This is a genomic window from Streptomyces sp. NPDC057638, assembly GCF_042800315.1.
Classification (GTDB): domain Bacteria; phylum Actinomycetota; class Actinomycetes; order Streptomycetales; family Streptomycetaceae; genus Streptomyces.
Genome location: NZ_JBHVHF010000174.1, coordinates 1 through 17,172, shown reverse-complemented (window position 1 = coordinate 17,172; position 17,172 = coordinate 1). Strand labels below are relative to the sequence as shown.

Here is a 17,172-nt window from a genome sequence, read left to right as displayed (position 1 = left end):
GCCGTGGACATAGCGCCCGAGCGCGGTCAGCGGGAAGACCGCCCGGTAGAGGTGGTAGTTGATGGAGAAGTCCCAGGGGAAGCCGGTTCCGGTGAAGTACGGCTCGTCCCAGGAGCCGTCGGGCCGCTGGGTCTCGACGAGATAGCGGATACCGCGTTCGGCCGCCTTGCCCTCCCCCTCCCCCGCTTCGAGCAGCGCCATCAGCGCCCACGCGGTCTGGGACGCGGTGGAGGCGCCCTGTCCGACCCACTCCTCCTCGCGGTAGGAGCGCTGGTCCTCGCCCCAGCCGCCGTCCTCGTTCTGGACGGACTCCAGCCAGGCGACGGCCCGCCGGATCGCCGGATGCGCGACGGGGAGCCCGGCGGCGGTGAGCGCGGGCACCACCGATCCGGTGCCGTAGACGAAGTTGGTGCCCCAGCGGCCGAACCAGGCGCCGTGCGGCTCCTGGTGGGCGAGGAGCCACTCCAGGCCGCGCCGGGCCCGCGGATGGTCCGCCCCGCCCTCGTGGGCGAGCATCTCCAGGACATGCGCGGTGACATCGGCCGAGGGCGGGTCGACCACCTCGCCGAAGTCGCAGAAGGGCAGCCGGTTGGGGAACGGGCTGGTGTTGTCGGCGTCGAAGGCGCCCCAGCCGCCGTCCCGCGACTGCATGCCGAGGGTCCACCGCCCGGCCCGGGCCACGGCCGCGTTCATCCGGGCGGGCTCGGGATGGCGGACCCGGCGCAGCGCGAGGATCACCTCGGCGGTGTCGTCGATATCGGGATAGGTGCTGTTGTGGAACTCGAAGGCCCAGCCGCCGGGCCGCAGCCCGGGGCGGCGCACCTTCCAGTCACCGTCGCGGACGATCTCCTCGCCGAGCATCCAGTCGGCCGCCTTGACCAGGGCGGGATGGTCGCCGGGCAGTCCGGCGTCGGCGAGCGCGATGGTGGCCAGACAGGTGTCCCAGACGGGTGACTGGCACGCCTCGACCATCCGGGCGCCGTCCTCGCGCCAGATCGCGAACCGGTCCAGTGACTCCAGGCCCGCGCGCATCACGGGATGGTCGAGGTCGTAGCCGAGCAGATGGAGGGCGATCAGCGAGTAGACCGCCGGGGGCTGGATCCCGCCCCAGCAGCCGTCGTTCTCCTGGCGCTCGACGATCCAGCGGGAGGCCATGCGCATCGCCGCCCGGCGCAGCGGTTTCGGGGCGACCCGGTGGTAGGCGCGCAGGGCCAGGTCGGCGCGCTGGAAGAAGCCGTCCCAGCTGAGCGCGGGCGGCAGCGGCTTGGGCGGGGCGGGGTGCGCGGGGTCGGTGTGCAGCTCGTCCAGGGCGAAGGACGCGGGCCGTACGGGTCTGAGCGCCGAGACGATGGTGAGCGGCACGATGGTCTGCCGCGCCCAGCAGCCGAAGTCGTAGATGTTCAGCGGGAACCAGGACGGCAGGAAGATCACCTCCGGCGGGACCTGGGGCAGCCGGTCCCAGCGCCACCAGCCGAAGAGGGCGAGCCAGATGCGGGTGAAGACCCGGCACTCGGCGATACCGCCCCGCTCGCGCACCCAGGCGGCGGCCCGTGCCATGTGCGGCTCGTCGGGGGCGTCCCCGGCCAGCCGCAGGGCCACATACGCCTCGACGGTGGCCGACAGCTCCCCGGGGCCGCCGTAGAAGGTGGGCCAGGTGCCGTCGTCACGCTGCTGGGAGCGGATATGACGGGCCGCCGCCTGGGTGACGCCGGGATCCGCGACGCCGAGGAACTGGCGGAGCATCAGGTCCTCGGCGTCCATCGTCACATTGGTCTCAAGGTCGCCCTTCCACCAGCCCTCGGGATCCTGCCGGTTCAGCAGGTGCTCGGTGGCGCGCTCCATGGCTCGTCGCGCGGACTCGCGCGGATCGTCACCGGGCGCGCTGTCGGGCGCCGGTACCTGTGCCTGTGCCGGGCCGGCCGTCGCGGTGCGGAGCCCCTGGGGCCCGCCGCTTCCGTCGGTCGTCGCTGTCATGGTTCCCCTTACCGTGCAGTAGTGCGAGTGCTCTGCTGTGCTGGGGTCTCCGTCGGCCGGTGTCCACGGGGCATGGGCCCCGGTTCACCGGCCGGCGACTGCGATGCGTATGGAGGACGTGGTGGGGGACGTCTCCGGTGTCGGTGCTGCCACCTCTCTTCTCACGGTCGTTTCCCGGGTCGGGTCCTGTTCTGGTCTCGGCGTGGTCTTGGCACCGGCTCCGCCGCCGTGGCGCCGCGCGCGGTCGTCGTCGCGCGCGCCGTGTCCGTCGTGGTCGGTCGTGGTTCCGTGGTGGCCGGTCGGAGGTCCGTCGTGGCCCGTCGTATCGAGTCGGGTGTCGGTCGTATCGGTCGGGTGTCGGTCGTATCGGTCGGGTGTCCGTCGTATGCGTCGTGGTCGGTCGTCGCCGTCGTAGCCGCCGGTGTGCGGGTCGACGCCGTCGCCGGTGGCGTCTGAACCGTTACGGGTGCCGTCCTACCACCGGTCGGGCCATCAGGTCACGTGGTGACGCGCTTCTTGGTCGTCCGGACCGCCGAGCGGGGGACCGCCGCCACCCGCGACGGCGGTCCCCACTCCCGTACGACCGTTCAGTGCTCGCGGACGACGACGAAGTCGGCGAGCGCCACGAGCTGGGCCCGGACCGTGGCGGGCATCTCGACCTGGTCCAGCGCGGCGATGGCGATGGCGTGCTGGCGGCGGGCCTCCTGACGGGTCCACTCGCGGCCGCCGGCCTCCTCGATCAGCGCGGCCCGGGTGGCGAACTCCTCCTCGGAGAAGCTGGCGAAGTCACTGCTCTTGGCGTCGGCCGCGAGCAGCTCCCCCAGCCGCTGGGAGGCCGCCCCGCCCTCGGCGAGCGCGGCGACGACCGGCAGGGACTTCTTGCGCTGGCGCAGATCGCTCCAGGTCTGCTTGCCGGTGGAGACGGGATCGCCCCAGATGCCCAGCAGATCGTCGATGGCCTGGAAGGCGAGGCCCAGGTGGTAGCCGTAGGTCTCCAGGGTGTCGGCGGTGCGGTCGTCGGCGCCGCCGAGGACGGCGCCGATGGAGACGGCGCAGGCCAGCAGGGCGCCGGTCTTGTTGCCCTCCATCTCCAGGCACTCCTCGACGGTGACCCGCTCGCGGTGCTCGTAGGAGATGTCCTGCGCCTGGCCGTCGATCAGGCTGCGGGAGGCGGCGGTCAGCCTGCGGGTGGCACGGCCCGCTTCGACCGTGCCGAGCTCCAGCAGCACCTCGTTGGCGAGGGCGAACAGGGCGTCCCCGACGAGGATGGCCTGGGCCGGTCCATGGACCTTCCAGACGGTGTCGCGGTGGCGGCGCTGCTCGTCACCGTCCATGAGGTCGTCATGGAGCAGCGAGAAGTTGTGGACCAGCTCCACGGCGACGGCACCCGGGACGCCGACCTCGGGCGGCGCCCCGGCGGCCTCGGCCGACAGCAGGGCGAGCGCGGGGCGCACGGCCTTGCCGCCGTCGCCGTCCGAGGGGTGCCCGTGGGCGTCGATCCAGCCGAAGTGGTAGGCGGCCACGGTGTTCATCGGGGGCGCGAGCCGGTCGACCGCCGCACGGAGCACCGGAGTCGACAGGGCGCGTCCGCGCTCCAGCAGGGCGATGATGTCCACGCCCGTGGTGGAGTCAGCGGGGGTGGCCGAAGGCACGGTCGGCACGGTCTCTCCTCTAGTTCCGGTACTGGGGCTCACGCCGCCTCCTTGAGTGGATGGTGCTGGGGGCGGCCGAGGGCCGTGAGTGCGGCGTCGGCGGCGGTGAACCCGCTGCGGACGGCGCCCTCCATGGTCGCGGGCCAGCCGGTGGCGGTCCACGCGCCCGCGAGGTACAAGCCGGGCGCCCGGGTGCGCGCGCCGGGCCGCAGCCGGGCGGTCCCGGGCGCGGGGTCGAAGGTGGCGGTCCGCTCCCGGGTGACGAAGAAGTCGGTGACGCCCGCCGAACGCGCGGGCGGCAGCAGCCGCTCCAGTTCGGGCAGATAGCGGGCCCTCAGCTCGGCGACGGGCGCGTCGATCTCGGCCTGGGCGGCCGACTGGGAGAGGGCCAGGTACTGGCCCTGGCGCAGCCCGGACGCCTCGGTGCGGTCGAAGACCCACTGGATGGGCGAGCCGAGCGCGGTGAAGAAGGGGGCGCGCAGGACCGGCCGGTCATAGAGCACATGCACATTGAGGATGGGCGCGGTGCCCAGCTCCAGCAGCAGACCGGGCTCGTCGAGGGCGCCCTGGGGCAGCAGGGCGTGGGTCTCGCGCTGCGCGGTGGCGAGGACGACCGCGTCGGCGTCGATCGTCTCGCCGTCGGTCTCCACCCGCCAGCCGCCCTCGTCCGTACGGGTCAGTCCGCGCACCTTGCACGAGACCTCCGTCCGCACCCCGCGCTCCGCCAGGGCGGCGCGGGCCAGGGTGTCATGGAGCTGGCCGAGGGGCACCCGGGCCCAGCCGATGTCGGCGGCGCCGGGCTCGGAGAGCAGACCGGTCTTGAAGACCATCGCGGCCAGCGCCAGGGAGGCGTGGGGCGCGGTGGCGTTGAGGGTGGCGACGCCGACGAGGTCCCACAGGGCCTCGATGGTGCGGGCGGACTGCCCGTGCCGGGCGAGCCAGTCGCCGAAGTCGGCACCGTCCAGCGCCGGGTCGCCGAGATCGAGCCGTCCGAGCGCGAGCGCGGCCCGGCCGACGGCGGCCCGTTCGGCGAGCGAGAGGTGGGGGTAGGTGGCGAGGCTGGCGGCCAGGTGCAGCGGCACCGGCAGCGCGGAGCGCCGCAGCCGTCCCAGCCGGGGCCGCGGCAGGGGCCGCCCGGGGGTGCCGACGTCGAGGACGGGCACATCCAGCCGGTCCTGGACGGGGGCGAGATGGGCGCCGCCGATCCGCTTCAGGAACCACCGGTAGGCGGTGCAGCAGCGCAGATAGACATGCTGGCCGTTGTCGACGGTCAGCTCGCCGCGCTGGAAGGAGAAGGCGAGCCCGCCCAGCCGGGGCCGGCCTTCGAGCAGGGTGACCCGCACCCCGGCGTCGGCGAGCCGCAGCGCGGTGGTGGTCCCGGCGAGTCCGCCGCCGACGACCACCGCGTGAGCGGGCCCACCGGGAACGCGTCCGTGTCCGCCCGTCATGAGCCCGCCTCCGTCGCCGCCGCCTTCTCCGTTGACGTACGGGCCGTACGGGCCGTACGCGAGGCCGTCACGGCCGCCCGCCACGGTTCTGGCGGGCGGCCCTGATGGCCCGGGTGTCCAGGCCGGAGAGGCCGCGCACGGCCACGTACGCCTTCTCCCGGCCCGGCAGCGAGACCCGGCCGCGCAGCACGGCGGCGGGGTCGCGCTCGATACGGTCCAGCAGCCGCCGGTAGATCCCGGCCATGGCCGCGACACAGGCGCCGCTGCGCCGGTCGAGCAGCGGCAGCAGCCGGTAGCCCTCGGCGAAGAGGGCGCGGGCGCGGCGCACCTCGTAGTGGATCAGGCCCGGGAAGTCGGAGCCGGGCGGGGGGCTGGCGGAGTGGAAGCCCTCGGCGCAGCCGAACTTGGCCAGGTCGTCGGCGGGCAGATAGGTACGGCCGTTGGCCGCGTCCTCCCGCAGGTCCCGCAGGATGTTGGTGAGTTGGAGGGCGAGGCCGAGGGTGTCGGCGTACTCGGCGGCGCGGGCGGTGGAGTGGCCGCCCTGGGTGCCGAAGACGCCGAGCGAGAGCCGTCCGATGGCGCCCGCGACACAGCGGCAGTAGGTCCGCAGCTCCTCCCAGGTCTCGTACTCCTGGCCCCGTACGTCCATCAGGACGCCGTCGATCAGCTCGTCGAGGCCGCCGAGCGGGATGGGAAAGCGCCGCGCGGTGTCGGCGAGGGCCACGGCGACGGGGTCGGTGTCGTCCTCGGCGACGGCGCCGTCGCGGACGCGGTCGAGCAGGTGCCGGGTCGCCTCAAGGCGTTCCGTCTTGGTCTCGGGCGTGAGGGTGCCGTCGCCGATGTCGTCGACGCGCCGGGCGAAGGCGTACAGCGCGGACATGGCCTGCCGCTTCTCGGTGGGCAGCAGCCGGATGCCGTACGCGAAGTTACGCGCCTGCGCTCCGGTGACGGCCTCGCAGTAGCCATACGCTGCCTGTACGGGCGCCGATACGGGTGTCGGTTGCTCCATGGTCCGGCTCACCCCTCTCTACGCGCTCTTCTGAGGACGGCCGCCATCTGGCGCGGCAGCGTCGTGGGTGCGGGTCGTGGCGGGCCTGGCAGTACGTCGAAGCCGGCCGACGTGATGGCGGCGAGGGCGGCGGCGCCCCCGCCGACGAATCCGGCGAGCAGCAGCCGCAGCCTGCCCTGGACGCCGGCGACCAGCGGAATGCCCTCCTCCAGCAGCCGCCGCGCCCGGTCGGCCTCGAAGGCGACGAGGGCGCGGACGGAGGCGTTGGCGGTGGGGGCGGCGAGATCGGCCTCGCGGACATGGAAGCGGCGCAGGTCCTCGGCGGGCAGATAGATCCGGTCGCGGGCGAGGTCCTCGCTGACGTCCTGGAGGTGCTCGATGATCTGGAGCGCGGTGCAGACGGCGTCGGAGCGCCGCACGCGCTCCGGGGTGGCGGTGCCGGTGACCTGGAGTACCAGCCGTCCGACGGGGTTGGCGGAGAGCTCGCAGTAGGCCAGGAGCTGCTCGTAGCTCTCGTAGCGGCGCACCCGCTGGTCCTGGCGGTTGGCCTCGATGAGGCCGAGCAGGGGTCCGGGGGTGAGCTGACAGCGGCGCACGGTGGGCACGAGCGCCCGCAGCAGGGGGTGGCGGGGCTCCTCGGCGGATCCGGTCGCGTGGCCGGAGCCGCCGGATCCGCCGCGTCCGTCCGCATCGCCGAGGCCGCCGGATCCGTCGGGTCCGCTCAGCGGTGCGTCGTGCTGGACGGCGAAGACGCGCCGGACATCGGCCTCGAAGGCGTCGAGTACGGCGAGCCGGTCGTCGCCGGTCCCGGCCGGGACCCCGAGGGCCCGCGCGTCGCCGCCGCCGGGCGCGAGGTCGCCGTCGCCGATGTCGTCGACGAGCCGGGCGTAGCCGTAGAGCGCCATGAGGTCATCGCGCCAGGCACGCGGCAGGAAGAAGGGGGCGACCGGGAAGTTCTCGTGCGCCGCCTTGGCCAGGGTGTCCTCGGGGGACGGGGCGGCGGCGGGAGAGGGCGCGGCGGAGGCGGCCGGGGAAGGTGAAGGTGTGGTATACATCTGCCGAATATCGGTCATACGGGACTACCAGGTACGGGAATGGCGAAACCCTCGCGGATCTGGAGATTTTCGATCATTGCCGTCACATCTCCCGTTCTACACTGCCGATCCAATCCATCCTATTTCGGACACGCCGCCGCTGGTCGCGAGGGTGCGGGGTCCGGACGCCGGACCCGGTACCCGGGGCGTAACGCCCCACTTGCCGTGATTCAGCACCGCCCCAGCTTACGTTGTACAAGGGCCGGGAGGTTTCCCGGGTATCCCACTCGTCCTGGCACAGCCGCACTATCGGCCAACCTTTCCCGATCAGCCCGGACTTGCTCCCCCACCAGCGCGCCGGGCCCGGTCGCCAGGGTCGCGGCCCTGTTGGCCGCCTCGCCCGTCAAGACGCGCGAAAGCCCCCGCCAGGGTGCCTGGCGGGGGGCTCTGAGCTGGGCCGGAGCACCGGCTCACGGACCCGCCGACGCGCTACTTGCCGGTTTCCTTCTCATAGGCCCTCAGGACCTCGGCGGTCGGTCCGTCCATCAGCAGCTCGCCCTTCTCCAGCCAGAGCACCCGGTTGCAGGTGTCCCGGATGGAGCCCAGGCTGTGGCTGACCAGGAAGACGGTGCCCGCCTCCTTGCGGAGTTCGCGGATGCGCTGCTCGGACCGGATCTGGAACTTGCGGTCCCCGGTGGCCAGCGCCTCGTCGATCATCAGCACATCGTGGTTCTTCGCCGCCGCGATGGCGAACCGCAGCCGGGCGCCCATACCGGAGGAGTAGGTCCGCATCGGCAGGGTGATGAAGTCGCCCTTCTCGTTGATCCCCGAGAAGTCGACGATGTCCTGATAGCGCTCGCGGACCTCCTCGCGCGACATGCCCATCGCGAGACCGCCCAGGATCACATTGCGCTCACCGGTCAGATCGCCCATCAGCGCCGCGTTCACGCCCAGCAGGGAGGGCTGGCCGTCGGTGAAGACCCGGCCGCGCTCGGTGGGCAGCAGTCCCGCTATGGCCCGCAGCAGCGTCGACTTACCGGAACCGTTGGTGCCGATCAGGCCGATCGCCTCGCCCCGGTACGCGGTGAAGGAGACCCCGCGCACGGCGTGCACCTTGCGCACGCCCCGGGGCTCGCCCTTGCCGCGCCCCAGCATCCGGCTCAGGGCCGCCGTCGCGCTGCCCTTGCCACCCGCCGAACCGTGCACCCGGTAGACGATATGGACGTCGTCGGCGATGACGGTCGGGATCCGCTCACCGCTCGTGGTGGTGGTGTCCTCAGCCACGGCCGTACCTCTCTTCCGCCTTCCAGAAGTACAGGAACCCGAAGACGCCGACCAGCAGCGCCCAGCCGAGCGCCAGCGCCCACACATGCGAGGGCAGGTTGTTGGCGCCGTATCCGTCGATCAGCGCGAAGCGGATCAGGTCCATATAGACGGCGGCCGGGTTGAGCTGGAGTACATCGGTGATCCAGCCCGGGTGGTCCTTGAGCATCACCGGGATGGAGAACATCACACCCGACGCGTACATCCACGTCCGCATGATGAACGGCATCAGCTGGGCCAGGTCCGGTGTCTTGCTGCCGAGCCGGGCCATGATCAGCGCCAGACCGGTGTTGAACACGAACTGGAACGCGAGCGCGGGCAGGATCAGCAGCCACGACAGCGAGGGGTAGCTGCCGAAGGAGACCGCGATCACCACCAGGACGACCATCGAGAAGAGCAGCTGCTGGAGCTGCTGGAGCGCCAGCGAGATCGGCAGCGAGGCACGCGGGAAGTGCAGCGCCCGCACCAGTCCGAGGTTGCCGGAGATCGCCCGCACCCCCGCCATCACCGAGCTCTGGGTGAAGGTGAAGACGAAGACACCCGTCACCAGGAACGGGATGAAGACCTCCTTGCTCATCCCCCGCCCGGAGTCCAGGATCAGCCCGAAGATGAAGTAGTAGACGGCCGCGTTGAGCAGCGGCGTCACCACCTGCCAGAGCTGGCCCAGCTTGGCCTGGCTGTACTGCGCGGTCAGCTTGGCCTGGGAGAAGGCGAGGATGAAGTGGCGCCTGCCCCAGAGCTGGCTGATGTAGGCGATCACCCCGGGCCGGGCACCGCTGACCGAGAGGCCGTACTTCGCGGCGAGTTCCGCCCGGGAGAGCCCCTCGTCGGCGGATGGCGGGGCGGTCGTGATGATCGCCCCGTCCTGGGTTGTGTCACTCACAAGTCGAAACTTTCGTCTTCACACTGCGCGGCGGAAAGGGAGCGGTCTGCCCCGGCTGGCCGGGGCGTCCTCCGGAGCTCTCCGGGGGACGCCCCGGTGCCGTAGGACCGAGCTTCTCAGATCACGGGGGGTCGTCCCAGTCGGGTGAGCCGCCATACCGTACGCCATCGCATCGGCCGACGGGGACCACAGGGAGTGCGCCAGCCCTCCTTGAAGCCGCCCATCCACGCCTTGAGGGCGTCGGACGAGGGGCGGCGGGCGAGCGTGAGCAGCAGCCAGACGCCGACATAGACCGGGACGAGGGGCGCGGGCAGGTTCCGGCGGGCCAGCCAGACCCGGTTGCGGGCCACCATCCGGTGGTAGACCGCGTGCCGGGACGGCGGGGTGGCCGGATGGAAGAGCACCATGTCCGCGCGGTAGTCGATCGACCACCCCGCGTCCAGGGCCCGCCAGGCCAGGTCCGTCTCCTCATGGGCGTAGAAGAACTCGTCCGGCAATCCGCCGACCTCGGCGAAGACCGAGGTGCGCACCGCGTTGGCGCCGCCGAGGAAGGTCGTCACCCGCGAGGACCGCATCGGGTCCGAGGCGCGCAGCCTCGGCACATGGCGGCGCTGGGTGGTGCCGGTCTCGGGATCGGCGATCCGGAAGCTGACGATGCCCAGCTTCTCGTCGTCGGCGAACGCCTCCCGCACCAGCTTGGCGGTGTCGGTGTTGGGCAGCAGTCCGTCGTCGTCGAGGAAGAGCAGGACATCCACCTCCGAACCGGAGGGGCCGAACGCCTCGATGCCGACATTACGGCCGCCGGGGATGCCGAGGTTCTCCGGCAGGTCGACCGTGCGGACGCCCTCGGGCACCCCGGTGACCGGGGCGCCGTTGCCGACGACGGCCACCTCGATCGGCTCGCCCTCCTGCGCCCGGACCGAGTCGATCAGCGCCCGCAGCTCCTCGGGCCGCTCCCCCATGGTGATGATGACCGCGCCCAGCCGGGGCGCGGTGCCCGGGGCGCTCACTTCAGCCTGCTGGAGGCGAGGATCGACACCAGGTGGAGCAGGGTCTGCACGACGGCGATCCCGGCGAGGACCGCGATGCCGAGGCGGGTGAAGAACAGATCGCCCTGGACCAGGTCGAGCACGGCCGCGGCCAGGATGAAGAGGCTGGCCTCGATCCCGCCGACGAGCCGGTGGAACTTGAGCGCCGCCGCCGCCCGCCGCGCCAGCGCCAGACCGGAGGAGCGCGGCACCGACGCCTCGTCCTTGACCGCCGCCAGTCCGCTGCGCTGGCGGGCCACGTCGACCAGGTCGGTCTCGGCCTTGATCAGGATCGCGCCGAGGGCCGCGACCGTGCCGAGGAAGGCCCACAGCCACGCCGGGTCGTCCGAGCCCTGGGCGCCGAAGAGGTCGGCGCCGCGCAGACCGAAGCCGACCAGCAGCGCGGCCTCGCAGAGGTAGTGGCCGATCCGGTCGAGGTAGACCCCGGTCACCGAGGTCTGGCCGCGCCAGCGGGCCACCTCGCCGTCGACACAGTCGAGCAGCAGATAGACCTGGAACAGCACGGCCGCCAGGATCGCCCCGGTCAGCCCGGGGATCAGCAGCGCGGCGCCGCCGAGCACCCCGACGACGACCATGAGGTACGTCAGCTGGTTGGGCGTGATCCGGGTGTTCACGAGATAGGGGTCGACCCGCAGCGAGATCTCCCGCATGTACAGGCGCCCGGCCCAGTGCTCTCCGCTGCGCCGGTCCTTCACACCCTCCGGGTGAACGACCGGACGGAGTTCAGCTACGGATGGTCTTGGCATAGTCGGCGTACGCGTCCCTGATCTGGTCGGTGGTGAGGTCGAGGTGCTCAAGGATGGTGAAGCGGCCCGGCCGGGTCTGCGGCGCGTACTCCACGGCCGCGATGAACTCCGCCACGGAGAATCCGATCTCCTCGGGCAGCACGGGCAGCCCGTGGCGGCGCAGGGTCTCGCTGAAGAGCCCCGCCTGCTCGCGCTCGCCCCGCAGATGCATGGCGAAGGCCGCCCCGAGCCCGACCTGCTCCCCGTGGAGCGCCGAGCGCCCCGGGTAGAGCAGGTCGAAGGCGTGGTTGATCTCATGACAGGCGCCCGAGGCGGGACGGCTGTCCCCGGCGACGGACATGGCGATGCCGGTGAGGACGAGCCCCTCCGCCAGCACGGTGAGGAAGGCGTCGTCCCCGAGGGTGCCCGGGTGGCGCAGCACCGCCTCCCCGGCCTGGCGGGCCATGGCGGCGGCCAGTCCGTCGATGGACTCCCCGGTGACCCGGTGGGAGAGCTCCCAGTCGGCGACACAGGAGATGTTGGAGATGGCGTCACCGATGCCGGAGCGGACATAGCGCAGCGGCGCGTCCCGGACCACTCCGAGGTCGATGACGACGGCGATGGGGGTGGGGACGCCGTAGGAGCCCCGCCCGTTGTCGTTGTCCAGGGTGGCGACCGGGGAGCACAGACCGTCATGGGCCAGGTTGGTGGCGACCGCGACCATGGGCAGCCCGACCCGCGCCGAGGCGTACTTCGCCACGTCGATGATCTTGCCGCCGCCGAGGCCGACGACCGCGTCGTAGTGCTTGCCCCTGATCGCGTCGGCGAGCCGCACCGCCGAGTCCAGGGTGCCGTCGTCGACCGGGTACCAGTCGGCGCCGGGCAGCGCGGGCGCCAGGCGCTCCCGCAGCGTCTGCCCGGAACCCCGGCTGATCGCGAAGGCCAGCCGGCCGGAGCTGGAGATCCGCTGGTCGGCGAGGATGTCGACCAGGTCGTCCAGCGCTCCCGGCCGGATGTCGACGACGACCGGCGAGGGGATAAGCCGGGTCAGTACTGGCACGCGATCTCACGCCCCTTGGCGAGGTCGTCGTGGTTGTCGATCTCGACCCAGCTGACCTCGCCGATGGGCGCCGTGTCCACGGTGAAGCCGCGGTTCACCAGCTCCTGGTAGCCGTCCTCGTAGTAGAGGTCGGGGTCCCGCTCGAAGGTGGCCTGGAGCGCGTCGGCCAGCGGCTCGGCGGCCTCGGGCTCGATCAGGGTGACGCCGATGTACTCCCCGGTCGCGCTCGCCGGGTCCATCAGCTTGGTGATCCGGCGCACGCCCAGACCGTCCTCGGTGATCACCTTCATCTCCTCGTCGGCGAGGTGCTTCACCGTGTCGAGGGCGAGGATGATCTTCCGGTCGCCGCCCCGGGCGTCCAGCAGGGTGCGCTCGACGGAGACGGGGTGGACGGTGTCGCCGTTGGCGAGGATGACGCCCCGCTTCAGCACCTCACGGGCGCACCACAGCGAGTAGGCGTTGTTCCACTCCTCCGCCTTGTCGTTCTCGACGAGGGTCAGCTTCAGCCCGTACCGCGCCTCCAGGTCGGCCTGGCGCTCGTACACGGCCTCCTTGCGGTAGCCGACGACGATCGCGGCCTCGGTCAGCCCGATCTCGGCGAAGTTGGCGAGGGTGAGATCCAGCACGGTTCTGTCGCCGTCGACGGGCACGAGGGCCTTGGGAAGCGTGTCGGTGTAGGGGCGCAGACGCCGTCCGGCACCGGCGGCCAGTACGAGGCCGATCATGCGGGTTCTCCTTCGTCATGTACGGCGGGTGCGGCGGAGGAGACCCAGAAGCGGATGCTCTCCACCAGCACCACGAGGGCGACGGCGGCCGCGAGGGCCGTCAGCGCGATGGTGAGGTCGTCGGCGGCGACCAGGGCGGCCAGGACGGTGACGGCCAGGACCCGGCCCTCATGGCCCCCGGTCACCCGGACCAGCCAGGCCGGGGGCGCGCCCGAACCGCCCCGGATCCGGTACACCGTGTCGTAGTGATGGTAGGCGACCGCGGCGACGAGCCCGAAAGCCGCGGGGAGCGCCCCGGGGGCGTCGGCGCGCACGGCGAGCGCCAGGACCGTGCCGTACTCGGCGGCCCGGAAGACCGGCGGGATCAGCCAGTCCAGCGGGCCGGCCAGCGGGCGGGCGACGGCGAGGGCGGAGGTCAGGACGTAGCCGAGCGCGGCCAGCACCGGCACCGGGGAGCCGTAGTCGCTCAGCGCGGCGGCGGTGAGCAGGCCCGCGCCGCCGAGCAGCGCGATCACGGGCGGGGCCAGCGCGGGCAGCCTCCGCGACAGCGGCGCCAGCGCGCGGGCCGCGGCCTCGGCGAGCGGCCCGGAGTCCGCCAGCTCGGCCAGCGCGCGGGCCGCGCGGTCGGTCCGCCGGGCCCGGCGGGTGAGCGAGCGCAGCAGCCGCCCGGCGGTGGTGTACGCGGCGGCGAAGGAGCAGCCGATGAGCAGGGCGTAGAAGACGATCCGGGGCGTGGTCACGGCGGTGAGCACGGCGATCATCGCCCAGCGCTCACCGATGGGCAGCACGATCATCCGGCGGATCCACACCGTCCAGCCGACGCTGTCGAGCCGGTCGGAGAGGGCGGCGGTGGGGCTGGTGTTGGCGACGGCGTCGTGGTTGGCCTCGTTGAAGGAGAAGTCCACGACATGGCGGCAGGTCTGGAGCACCATGGCGGCCAGCGCCAGCGCCCAGACGTCATCGCCGCCCCGGGCGGCGCCGAGCGCGAGCCCCGCGTAGTACGCGTACTCCTTCGCCCGGTCGAAGGTCGCGTCCAGCCATGCGCCCATCGTCGAGTACTGGAGCGAGTAGCGCGCCAGCTGTCCGTCGGTGCAGTCCAGGACGAACGAGACCAGCAGCAGCACCCCGGCGGCGACGAAGCCGGCCCGGGTCCCGGTGGCCGCCGCCCCGGCCGCGATCAGCGCGGTGATCAGCGAGGCCGTGGTGACCTGGTTGGGGGTGAACCCGCGCCGCGCGCACCAGCGGGCGATATAGCGGGAGTACGGGCTGACGCAGTAGGTGGTGAAGAACCCGTCCCGGCCCTTGACCGCCGTCTTCAGCCGAACCGCCTCGTCATCGACGGCCGAGACGGCCTGACGGGCCTCGTTGCGGGTCTGCGGATCATCCGGGACGGTCGCCACCAGGGAACCCAGCTCGGGCCGGTGTACGGAGGTGCCGTCGGCGTCCAGCGCCCCGGCGAGGGCGTCCGGGACGACGGTGGTCACGGTGGGCGCCTCGGCGGCGGCCAGCGCCCGTATCAGCGCGGCGCGGGCCCCCGGCTGCGCGGTGAGCGCGCCGGGGACGGCGGCGGCCGGGAAACGGGGGTCGGTCAGCGCCAGCCGCAGCGCGTGGACGTGCCCCACGAAACGGGCGTCCACGACGGCGACCCGCTCCGCCGCGGGGGCGGCGGCGACCAGCGCCGCGGTCTCGGCGGCACCCGGAGAGACCCGTACGTCAAAGCCCAGGGACCGCAGATCGCCCTCAAGCGACGATCCGGGGACGGGCGGACCGGTGAGGATGGCGGTCGACAGACGAACTCACTCCTTGCAACCGAGGGTGGGACACGCGGGGGCCCCGGCCCGTGGGCGGGCGGCGGCTCGTTGGCGCGGGCTTCGGCAGAGGCTATCGGATGCGCCGGGGAGGGAGTTCACTGCCCGAGGGCGGTGGCCGACGAGACCGGCGGCGCGGTGGGACCCGGCCCGAGCCCCTGCTGGAGATCATCATTGTCGATCCCCACCCCACCCGCCAAACCGGGTGCCCCCGCCCTGCGACACCACCCGCCCAGGCCCCCGCCCGCCCTCAATCCCGCCTCCACTCGCGTGCGACCCCACCCGCTCGCGAGCCAGGCCCCCGCCCGCACGGGCTGCGCCCTGCCGGTGGGCTTGCCTCATGCGTACCGAGGACGCCGGTTCCACCTGCTTGTGGGCACGGCGGTGCCACCGCTTGTGGGCAGGGGCCAGCTGCGCGCGACGGGTGGGGGCTCGGGACCACACGAGGGCGCGGCCAGGTGGCGAGCCGGGGTGGGTGGGCCCGCGACGGGGGCAGGCCGGCACGAGGACGCGCTGGAGGGCGGGCCAGCACGGGACCCGGCTGACCTGCGGAGCGTTTGCGCAGGTCAGGGGAATGACAACGGTGTTCAGTCCCGTGTTGCCTATACCCCCCACCCGTAGTTCACTGAGGGACGGAAGAGATCGCGGACCATGACGTCGGGAGGCTGTTTCCATGGGGGCTGGGCACGACCACGGGCATACGCACGGCGGCCGTCCGCCGACGACCGGCACGGCGGCGGCGGCCTACCGCAGCCGGTTGCGGGTCGCGCTGGCGATCACACTGAGCGTGATGGTCCTGGAGATCATCGGCGGGGTGGTCACGGGCTCCCTGGCCCTGGTGGCCGACGCGGCGCACATGGCGACGGACGCCATCGGGCTGGCGATGGCGCTGCTGGCGATCCATTTCGCCAACCGCCCGGCGAGCACCAACCGCACCTTCGGCTTCGCCCGCGCGGAGATCCTGGCCGCGCTCGCCAACTGTCTGCTGCTCCTGGGCGTCGGGGCGTTCCTGGTCTACGAGGCGGTGCAGCGGTTCATCGAGCCCGCCGAGACCAAGGGCGGGCTGACGATCGTCTTCGCGATGATCGGCCTGATAGCCAATGTCATCTCCCTGACGCTGCTGATGCGCGGCCAGAAGGAGAGCCTCAATGTGCGGGGCGCCTATCTGGAGGTCATGAACGACGCGCTCGGCTCGGTGGCGGTGCTGGTGTCGGCGACGGTCATCCTGGCCACCGGCTGGCAGGCCGCTGACCCGATCGCCTCGCTGGTGATCGGCGCGATGATCGTGCCGCGCACGGTGAAACTGCTGCGGGAGACCCTGAACGTCCTGCTGGAGGCGGCGCCGAAGGATGTCGACATGGCCGAGGTGCGGCGTCACATCCTGGGCCTCAAGGGGGTGGAGGACGTCCACGATCTGCACGCCTGGACGATCACCTCGGGGATGCCGGTCCTCTCCGCCCATGTGGTCGTGAGCCAGGAGGTCCTCGACGCCGTCGGCAACGAGCGGATGCTGCACGACCTCCAGGGGTGCCTCGGGGACCACTTCGACGTCGCCCACTGCACCTTCCAGCTGGAGCCGGTGGGGCACGCCCAGCATGAGGCGAACCTCTGTCACTGAGCTGCCACTGGGCTGTCACTGAGGGGACCACGGGCGGTCCGGCCCCGGGGGCGGTCCCCTGCGGGGCCGGGGGTCCCGGCCGCCCCGGGCCCGGCGGGGAACGCCTCCCGGGGGGATGGCCCCGGCGGTCCCCGTTCGCCCCGCCGAGTGGGGCCGGGCCCCCGGCGTACGGCAGACTGAGCAGTCCCCCGCACGGGTCGCGGTCAGCACCGGCCGCGGTCCCCTCACGGACCGAGGACCAGGTACCACAGCGAAGGATGGCCATGCCGACCTCTCCCGCACACACCGCCGGTGGCTCGTCGAGCGACACGACCGAACCGATTCTGCTCGAACTGGTCGACGAGCACGGCACCACCATCGGCACCGAGGAGAAGCTCGCCGCCCACCAGGCGCCGGGCAAGCTGCACCGGGCCTTCTCCGTCTTCCTCTTCGACGAGCAGGGGCGGCTGCTGCTCCAGCGGCGCGCGCTGGGCAAGTACCACTCCCCCGGTGTCTGGTCGAACACCTGCTGTGGCCACCCCTACCCCGGTGAGGCGCCCTTCACCGCCGCCGCCCGGCGGACCTATGAGGAGCTGGGGATCTCTCCGTCGCTGCTGGCCGAGGCGGGCACGGTGAGCTATCACCACCCGGACCCGGCCTCCGGGCTCGTGGAGCGTGAGTACAACCACCTCTTCGTCGGGATGGCGCAGGCATCGCCCGTACCGGACCCCGACGAGGTCGGCGAGACGGTCTTCGTCACCCCCGACGAGCTGGCCGCGCGGCACGCGTCGGTACCCTTCTCGGCCTGGTTCATGACGGTGCTGGACGCGGCGCGCCCGTCGATCAGGGAGCTGACGGGCCCCTCCGGCGGCTGGTGAGCACGGG

14 protein-coding genes are annotated in these 17,172 nt (G+C 72.5%); 2 read left to right on the top strand and 12 right to left on the bottom strand.

Annotated features, from left to right (window positions below; all coding sequences use genetic code 11):
• The 12 genes from shc to ACFVIM_RS22250 all read right to left on the bottom strand — a co-directional run.
• The coding region (shc, locus tag ACFVIM_RS22305; protein WP_384303924.1) for a squalene--hopene cyclase at positions 1-1,974 on the bottom strand (1,974 nt) is incomplete at its 3' end.
• 587 nt (positions 1,975-2,561) lie between these two features.
• A complete protein-coding gene (locus ACFVIM_RS22300; RefSeq protein WP_384303921.1) occupies positions 2,562-3,668 on the bottom strand; it encodes a polyprenyl synthetase family protein in 1,107 nt (368 codons plus the stop codon).
• A complete protein-coding gene (gene hpnE / locus ACFVIM_RS22295) occupies positions 3,665-5,074 on the bottom strand; it encodes a hydroxysqualene dehydroxylase HpnE (protein ID WP_384303918.1) in 1,410 nt (469 codons plus the stop codon). Before hpnE ends, ACFVIM_RS22300 begins: the two co-directional genes overlap by 4 nt.
• Before the next feature lie 67 nt (positions 5,075-5,141).
• Complete coding sequence (gene hpnD, locus ACFVIM_RS22290) at positions 5,142-6,083, bottom strand: presqualene diphosphate synthase HpnD (protein WP_384303915.1); 942 nt, start codon at positions 6,081-6,083, stop codon at positions 5,142-5,144.
• Positions 6,084-6,091: 8 nt separating this feature from the next.
• Complete coding sequence (locus tag ACFVIM_RS22285; RefSeq protein ID WP_384303912.1) at positions 6,092-7,138, bottom strand: squalene/phytoene synthase family protein; 1,047 nt, start codon at positions 7,136-7,138, stop codon at positions 6,092-6,094.
• A 468-nt stretch (positions 7,139-7,606) separates the two neighbouring features.
• On the bottom strand, positions 7,607-8,401 hold the full coding sequence (locus ACFVIM_RS22280) for an ABC transporter ATP-binding protein (protein ID WP_384303909.1): 795 nt from the start codon (positions 8,399-8,401) through the stop codon (positions 7,607-7,609).
• Positions 8,394-9,323, bottom strand: a complete 930-nt coding sequence (locus tag ACFVIM_RS22275) for an ABC transporter permease (protein WP_384303906.1) — start codon at positions 9,321-9,323, stop codon at positions 8,394-8,396. The genes ACFVIM_RS22280 and ACFVIM_RS22275 overlap by 8 nt, the downstream gene beginning before the upstream one ends.
• A gap of 116 nt (positions 9,324-9,439) precedes the next feature.
• Entirely contained in the window at positions 9,440-10,285 is an 846-nt protein-coding gene (locus tag ACFVIM_RS22270; RefSeq protein WP_384303933.1) for a glycosyltransferase family 2 protein, read from the bottom strand.
• Positions 10,286-10,329: 44 nt separating this feature from the next.
• Positions 10,330-11,118: a CDP-alcohol phosphatidyltransferase family protein gene (locus ACFVIM_RS22265; protein WP_384303903.1), complete on the bottom strand. Its 789-nt coding sequence runs from the start codon at positions 11,116-11,118 to the stop codon at positions 10,330-10,332.
• Positions 11,096-12,157, bottom strand: a complete 1,062-nt coding sequence (locus ACFVIM_RS22260; RefSeq protein ID WP_384303900.1) for an iron-containing alcohol dehydrogenase family protein — start codon at positions 12,155-12,157, stop codon at positions 11,096-11,098. Before ACFVIM_RS22260 ends, ACFVIM_RS22265 begins: the two co-directional genes overlap by 23 nt.
• Positions 12,145-12,882 carry a sugar phosphate nucleotidyltransferase gene (locus ACFVIM_RS22255; RefSeq protein ID WP_384303897.1) on the bottom strand — a complete coding sequence of 246 codons (738 nt, stop codon included), beginning with the start codon at positions 12,880-12,882 and terminating at the stop codon, positions 12,145-12,147. Before ACFVIM_RS22255 ends, ACFVIM_RS22260 begins: the two co-directional genes overlap by 13 nt.
• Positions 12,879-14,672, bottom strand: coding sequence for a DUF5941 domain-containing protein (locus tag ACFVIM_RS22250; protein WP_384303930.1), 1,794 nt, complete (start codon positions 14,670-14,672; stop codon positions 12,879-12,881). Before ACFVIM_RS22250 ends, ACFVIM_RS22255 begins: the two co-directional genes overlap by 4 nt.
• 691 nt (positions 14,673-15,363) lie before the next feature.
• On the opposite strand from ACFVIM_RS22250, the gene ACFVIM_RS22245 reads away from it, so the two are divergent.
• Positions 15,364-16,308 (top strand): cation diffusion facilitator family transporter, encoded by a 945-nt coding sequence (locus tag ACFVIM_RS22245; RefSeq protein ID WP_384303894.1) that lies wholly within the window; start codon positions 15,364-15,366, stop codon positions 16,306-16,308.
• A gap of 263 nt (positions 16,309-16,571) precedes the next feature.
• Positions 16,572-17,165 carry an isopentenyl-diphosphate Delta-isomerase gene (gene idi / locus ACFVIM_RS22240; protein ID WP_384303891.1) on the top strand — a complete coding sequence of 198 codons (594 nt, stop codon included), beginning with the start codon at positions 16,572-16,574 and terminating at the stop codon, positions 17,163-17,165.
• The last annotated feature ends 7 nt before the right edge of the window (positions 17,166-17,172 follow it).